The sequence below is a fragment of the Desulfuromonadales bacterium genome (genome assembly GCA_035620395.1).
GTDB lineage: Bacteria > Desulfobacterota > Desulfuromonadia > Desulfuromonadales > DASPGW01 > DASPGW01.
Window position 1 is genome coordinate 23327 of sequence record DASPGW010000062.1, and the last position, 6622, is coordinate 29948.

Annotated in this window: 7 protein-coding genes; all 7 read left to right on the plus strand. The window is 64.7% G+C overall.

Annotation, left to right across the window (positions count from 1 at the left end; all coding sequences use genetic code 11):
* Nucleotides 1-23: 23 nt before the first annotated feature.
* Nucleotides 24-1244, plus strand: coding sequence for an argininosuccinate synthase (locus VD811_03935; protein ID HXV20128.1), 1221 nt, complete (start codon nt 24-26; stop codon nt 1242-1244).
* Nucleotides 1245-1306: 62 nt separating this feature from the next.
* Complete coding sequence (locus VD811_03940) at nt 1307-1825, plus strand: NUDIX domain-containing protein (protein ID HXV20129.1); 519 nt, start codon at nt 1307-1309, stop codon at nt 1823-1825.
* A 13-nt stretch (nt 1826-1838) separates the two neighbouring features.
* Nucleotides 1839-3017, plus strand: a complete 1179-nt coding sequence (locus tag VD811_03945; protein ID HXV20130.1) for a hypothetical protein — start codon at nt 1839-1841, stop codon at nt 3015-3017.
* 64 nt (nt 3018-3081) lie between these two features.
* A complete protein-coding gene (argH, locus tag VD811_03950; GenBank protein HXV20131.1) occupies nt 3082-4470 on the plus strand; it encodes an argininosuccinate lyase in 1389 nt (462 codons plus the stop codon).
* Nucleotides 4470-5264, plus strand: coding sequence for a fibronectin type III domain-containing protein (locus tag VD811_03955; GenBank protein ID HXV20132.1), 795 nt, complete (start codon nt 4470-4472; stop codon nt 5262-5264). Before argH ends, VD811_03955 begins: the two co-directional genes overlap by 1 nt.
* Nucleotides 5265-5355: 91 nt before the next feature.
* Nucleotides 5356-6231, plus strand: coding sequence for a 4-hydroxy-tetrahydrodipicolinate synthase (dapA, locus tag VD811_03960; protein HXV20133.1), 876 nt, complete (start codon nt 5356-5358; stop codon nt 6229-6231).
* Between the two features lie 81 nt (nt 6232-6312).
* A partial coding sequence (locus VD811_03965; GenBank protein ID HXV20134.1) for a 4-hydroxy-tetrahydrodipicolinate reductase occupies nt 6313-6622 on the plus strand: 310 nt, incomplete at its 3' end.

The following is a 6622-nucleotide window of genomic DNA, read 5'->3' on the forward strand; positions in this document are numbered from 1 at the left end:
CATCCTTTAAAAGGAGACATTTCATGTCCAGAAAAGGTTCGGCAAAAAAAGTTGTCCTGGCTTATTCCGGCGGGCTCGACACCTCCATCATCCTCAAATGGCTGGTGGAAGAGTACGACTGCGAGGTCATCGCCTACTCGGCCGACCTCGGCCAGGGGGAGGAGCTCGATTTCATCCCTGAGAAGGCGAAGAAGACCGGCGCCAGCAAGAGCTACATCGTCGACCTCAAGGAGGAGTTCACCCGCGACTTCGTCTTCCCGATGTTCCGCGCCAACGCCATCTACGAGGGGCGCTACTTCCTCGGCACCTCCATCGCCCGGCCGCTGATCGCCAAGGCGCAGATGGAGATCGCCGCCAAGGAAGGAGCCGACGCCGTCTCCCACGGCGCCACCGGCAAGGGGAACGACCAGGTCCGCTTCGAGCTCGCCTACTACCACTTCGATCCGGCGATCAAGGTCATCGCCCCCTGGCGCGAGTGGGACCTGAAGAGCCGCACCGCCCTGGAGGAGTACGCCGTGAAGCACGGCATTCCGGTGCCGACCAGCAAGAAGTTCCCCTGGAGTTCCGACCGCAACCTGCTGCACATCTCCTTCGAAGGGGCGATCCTGGAGAACCCCTGGGCCGAGGCCCCCGAGGAGATGTACGTGCTCACCAGGCGCCCCGAGGACGCCCCGGACCAGCCCGAGTACGTCGAGATCGAGTTCGAGAAAGGGGATGCGGTGGCCGTCAACGGCGTGCGCCTCTCGCCGGCCAACCTGCTCGCCAAGCTCAACGAGCTCGGCGGCAAGCACGGCATCGGCCGGGTCGACCTGCTCGAGAACCGCTACGTCGGCATGAAATCGCGCGGCGTCTACGAAACCCCCGGCGGCACCATCCTCGAAGAGGCGCACCGGGCGGTGGAATCGATCACCATGGACCGCGAAGTCATGCACCTGCGCGACGGCCTGATGCCGCGCTACGCCGACATGGTCTACAACGGCTACTGGTTCTCGCCCGAGCGCCTGGCGCTGCAGACGCTGATCGATGCCACCCAGCAGACGGTCAACGGCAAGGCCCGCATCAAGCTCTACAAGGGTCACTGCCGGGTCGTGGGCCGCGACTCGGCCACCGACAGCCTGTTCAACGTCGACTTCGCCACCTTCGAGGCCGACCAGGTCTACAACCAGGCCGATGCCGAAGGCTTTATCAAGCTCAACGCCCTGCGCATGCGCATCGCCGCGATACAGCGGGCTAACCGGAAATAGCCGTCCCGCGGTAGGGGCGCAGCAGCCACCTCCGTCAGAGCAGCGCCGGCTGCGGCGGCCGGATGCTGCGCCCCTACGGACTTGTCATGGAATTTCGCAAGCAATCGATTAAGACCTCCGTCGTGGCCTGCATCATCGATGAGCAGGAGCGGGTGCTGCTCACCCGCCGCTGCATCCATCCCTTCTGCGGCCAGTGGGTGATGCCGGGGGGCAAGATCGACCTCGGCGAAGCGATCCTCGAGGCGTTGCACCGTGAGGTGCGCGAAGAGGTCGGCATCGAGGTCCGGGTCGAGGGGCTGATCGACGTCTTCGAGCACCTGCAGGTCGGCTCGGACCGCGAGCACTTCGTCATCCTCTACTACCGGGCGGCCCCCCTCTCCGGGGAGCTGCGTCCCAACGGCGTCGAATGCACCGAGGCGGCCTGGATCGACAAGGAGCGGCTGCCTGCCTTCGACCTCACCCCCGGCACCCGCCACATCCTGGCCAAGGTCTTCCCCGGGGTCGGCTTCGGCAACGGCGCCCCGCCGCCGCGCTCCGCCGAAGGGGAAGTCCCCGGCGGTTCGGATTTTCAGCAGAATTGAGCAGGCGGCAGGCATGGTCCGTATCGTTGAAAAAGACATCAACGTCGCCTTTCCCCAGGGACACCACCAGCACTGCATGGTCTGCCAGCTCCCCAACCGGCTGCGGCGCACCGACTTCGCCTACCAGGTCGCCAATCGCGACGCCAAGTGGGACCAGGTCCGCTCGATCCTGGAACTGGTCGGCGCCGGCACGGGCAACCTGAAGAAACTGCACTTCCTGCTGTTTCCCGAATCGACCCTGCCGGCGGCCTGCGTCCCCGAGGCGTTGACGCTGATCAAAGAGCAGTTCCGGCCCAACACGGTCACCGTCTTCGGCGTCGAGCATATCCGCCTCGGTGAATACCGGCGGTGGCTCGAGACCTACCGGGAGGACAATGCCGAAGCGCTCGCCTCGGTGACCGAGGATCTGGAGGCCGGCGACGTCGACCAGGCTCCGGTCAACTGGTGCGTGATCGCCGTGAAGGAGAACGACGGGCGGCTGCGGGTCTTTCTCGAGGCGAAAAGCCATCCCTTCGTCGGCGAGGAGAATCTCGACGCCCTGCATGACCTTTACCGGGGGAAAGTCTTTCCGCTCTTCCGCTGTCACCCGACCTGCTTCAACTTCATGGCGCTGATCTGCCTCGACTACGTCTACCGCGACCTCTACCAGTCGAACATCAGCGTGATCATCGAAAAAGCCAACCAGCTCTTCTTCGAAACCCGCCAGCGCCTCGACCTGCTGGCGGTGATCGAATGCAATCCGAAGCCGGAACATCCGGCGTTTCGCGATGTGGTCAACGGCTTTTACGGCGAGTACCTGGAGTACACCCCCGGCGTGCGCGACGCCACCACCATCTTCTGCAACACGGCCGGGGATACCGACTATGGCGCCGGCGACCCGAAAGCGACCTTCGGCTATTCGGCGGTGATTCTGCACAAGAGCCACAAGCTGGAGCGGGTCCGGCTCGCCGAGTTCGCCACCGACGACTTCGACGGCCTGCCGGTCTGCCGCCTGCGCTTCGGCCGGGAAACCCGGCTGTATTATTTCAACCTCCCCCTCTTCCATGAGCTCGACCCGCGAACCACCCGGGTGCCGCTGAAAATTCACAGTATCTTTCGCCCGTCCCGCGACAGCGGCTGGGTGCGGATGTCCGGCGAAGAGATGGTGCGCGGGGTTATTGATGAGGATGAGGGAGAGGGAAAGATCCTTTAAGTTCGGGTTCGCGAATTTTGCTGCAAACAACTTTCTTCAGAACATTTCCGGGAGCGAAGTACCCATGAGTCAGGACAAACCCTGGGCCGGCCGCTTTACCCAGCCGACCGACAAGTTCGTTGAGGAGTTCACCGCCTCCATCGATTTCGACAAACGGATGTACCGCTACGACATCCAGGGCTCGATCGCCCATGCCCGGATGCTGGCGAAGCAGGGGATCATCTCCCACGACGAGGCGCAGACCATCCTGCGGGGACTCGAGTCGATCCTCGCCGACATCGAGGCGGGGAATTTCGAGTTTTCCATCGCCCTCGAGGACATCCACATGAACATCGAGGCGCGCCTCATCGAGCGCATCGGCGCCGTCGGCGGCAAGCTGCACACCGCCCGCTCGCGCAACGACCAGGTGGCCCTCGACGTCCGCCTCTACCTGCGCGACGAGGTCAAGGCGGTCCTCGGCTACCTCGACGCCCTGCAGGAGTCGCTGCTCGCCCAGGCGGAGCAGAACCTGACCGTCATCATGCCCGGCTACACCCACCTGCAGACCGCCCAGCCGGTCCTCTTCGCCCACCACATGCTCGCCTACTACGAGATGTTCAAGCGCGACGCCGGACGCATGGCCGACGTGCTGGGGCGCCTCAACTATCTGCCGCTGGGGGCCGGGGCGCTGGCCGGCACCACCTTCCCCATCGACCGCGAGTTCGTCGCTGCGCAGCTCGGTTTCGCCGGGGTGACCCGCAACAGCCTCGACAGCGTCTCCGACCGGGACTTCGCCCTCGAGTTCTGCGCCGCCTCGAGCATCCTGATGATGCACCTGTCGCGCCTTTCCGAAGAGTTGATCCTCTGGTCGAGCGCCGACTTCGCCTTCATCGAGCTGACCGATGCCTTCTGCACCGGCAGCTCGATCATGCCGCAGAAGAAGAACCCCGACGTCCCCGAACTGGTGCGCGGCAAGACCGGACGGGTCTACGGCAACCTGATGGCCCTGCTGACCCTGATGAAGTCGCTGCCACTCGCCTACAACAAGGACATGCAGGAGGACAAGGAGCCGCTCTTCGACACCATCGACACGGTCAAGGGCTCGCTCAAGATTTTCGCCGACATGATCCGCGACCTGCGGGTGCGGGCCGAGAACATGCGCATCGCCGCCGCCCGCGGCTTCTCCACCGCCACCGACGTCGCCGACTACGTGGTGCGCAAGGGGCTCCCCTTCCGCCAGGCGCACGAAGTGGTCGGCAAGACGGTGCGCTACTGCATCGAGACCGGCAAGGACATCCCCGAGCTCAGCCTTGAGGAGTTCCGCCAGTTTTCGCCGCTCATCGAGGCCGACATCTACCAATTCGTCACCCTCGAAGCCTCGGTCAACGCCCGCCGCGCCACCGGCGGCACCGCCCGCGAAGCGGTCGAACGGGAGATCGCCCGGGCGCGCGCCGAGCGGAAGGGGAAGGCGTGATGTCCGGCCGGCGCCATGCAGGGGCAATTCATGAATTGCCTCTACGAACGATCGCCATTCTGCTCCTCCTCGTCTTTGCCGCCGGCTGCGGCAAAAAGGGGCCGGTGCAGCCGCTCAGACAGCCGCTTCCCGCCGCTCCCGAGGCGCTGACGGTGCAGCAGAAAGGGGACCGCTTTCTCGTCGCCTGGCGCCCGCCGGTCCGCAACCAGGACGGCTCGGAGTTGAAGAATCTCGAGAAATTCAGGGTGTACAAGATGCGCTACGACCTTGCCGACGATTGCCCGGAGTGCCGCGACACCTCAGTGCTGCTCGAGGAGGTCGACCTGGATTACCTGCGTGAGGTGCGCCGGGTCGGCGACCGGCTCTATCTCTGGGACACCGAACTCGAGCCGGGCTTCGGCTATCAGTACCGGATCGTGCCGGTCAACACCAAGCGTCGCGAGGGCGCCCCGGTCATTCTGCGGCTCCCCTTCGTCAACCCGCCGGCAGCGCCGGGCGGTCTGGCCGCCGAAGACCACGACCGGATGGTGCGGCTGCGCTGGCAGCCGGTGACCGAGGCAGGGGCGGAGGCCGAACTGCTCGGCTACAACCTGTACCGGCGGGAAGGTGACGAGCCCTTCGCGTTTGCGCCGGTGAACCCGGAAATCCTGGCCGAACCGGCCTTCGAGGATTACGGCGTCGAAAACGGGCGTACCTATATTTACTCGGTGCGCGCGGTCATCCGGCTCCGCGGGAACACGGTCGAAAGCCAGCTCTCCGCACCAGCCGAAGCGAGGCCGCAGGCGGGGCTGTAGGCCCTTTGACTTTCCCCGGCAGGTATGTTACCAATACGGCTCAATTCGGGGTAAAAACATCTTTTTAATATCTTCCTGGAGGAGGAGTCTCATGTTCAAGGGATCCATGGTCGCCATCGTCACCCCGTTCGACAGCCAGGGGAATTTCGACGAGGAGACCTACCGTCAGCTCATCGAGTTCCAGATTGAGAACGGCACCGACTGCATCGTCCCCTGCGGCACCACCGGCGAATCGGCCACCCTCGACTACGAGGAACACGACCGGGTCATCCAGGTCTGCATCGAGCAGACGAAGAAGCGCATTCCGGTCATCGCCGGCACCGGTTCCAACTCGACCGCCGAGGCGATCGAACTCTCCCTGCACGCCAAGAAGATGGGCGCCGACGGGGTGCTGCTCGTCTCCCCCTACTACAACAAACCCTCCCAGGAGGGCCTCTTCCAGCACTACCGGGCGCTGGCCGAGGCCGTCGCCCTGCCGCAGGTCCTCTACAACGTGCCGGGGCGCACCGGCATGAACATGGAGGCGAAGACCACCATCCGCCTGGCCGAGTTCGCCAACATCGTCGCCATCAAGGAAGCCTCCGGCAACATCACCCAGGCGAGCGAGATCCTCGACAAGGCCGGCGACAAGATCGACGTCCTCTCCGGCGACGACTTCCTCACCCTGCCGCTGATGGCCTGCGGCGCCAAGGGGGTGATCTCGGTCACCGCCAACCTCATGCCGAAAGAGGTCAAGGCGATGGTGGTGGCGGTCAACGAGGGACGCTGGGATGACGCGAAGAAGATGCACCTGCGCATGCTCGACATCCACAACGCCATGTTCATCGAGAGCAACCCGGTGCCGGTCAAGACCGCCCTGTCGCTCATCGGCAAATGCCGCGCCGACGTCCGCCTGCCGCTCGTCGGCCTGCAGCCGGCGAGCCTGGAGAAGCTCAAGGGCGTGATGGCGAATTACAAGCTGATCTGACCCCCCCCAGCCCCCCCTGTTTCACAGGGGGGGGTGCCCGAAGGGCGGGGGGGTAGTGCAAACCACAAGAGGAACCATTTCATGATCAAGGTTGCTGTAACGGGCGCAGCAGGACGTATGGGCGGGCGGATCATCACCGCCATCAATGAGGCCGAAGGGCTGGAGCTGGCCGGCGCCGTCGAGCGGGCCGGGCACGCCCTGATCGGCACCGATGCCGGCTCGGTGGCCGGCTGCGGGGCGCTCGGCGTGCAGATCGCCGGCAGCCTCGAAGAGGCCTTGGCCAATGCCGACGTGCTCATCGACTTCACCTTTCCCGAAGTGACGCTGCAGAACATCGCCGTCTGCGCGCGGCTCGGCAAGAGCATCGTCATCGGCTCGACCGGCTTCACCC

Bases quoted from the DNA above. Each gene is read 5' to 3' on its own strand.
- dapA (HXV20133.1), top strand. From the start codon at position 5,356: ATGTTCAAGGGATCCATGGTCGCCATCGTCACCCCGTTCGACAGCCAG.
- VD811_03935 (HXV20128.1), top strand. From the start codon at position 24: ATGTCCAGAAAAGGTTCGGCAAAAAAAGTTGTCCTGGCTTATTCCGGC.
- argH (HXV20131.1), top strand. From the start codon at position 3,082: ATGAGTCAGGACAAACCCTGGGCCGGCCGCTTTACCCAGCCGACCGAC.
- VD811_03955 (HXV20132.1), top strand. From the start codon at position 4,470: ATGTCCGGCCGGCGCCATGCAGGGGCAATTCATGAATTGCCTCTACGA.
- VD811_03940 (HXV20129.1), top strand. From the start codon at position 1,307: ATGCTGCGCCCCTACGGACTTGTCATGGAATTTCGCAAGCAATCGATT.
- VD811_03945 (HXV20130.1), top strand. From the start codon at position 1,839: ATGGTCCGTATCGTTGAAAAAGACATCAACGTCGCCTTTCCCCAGGGA.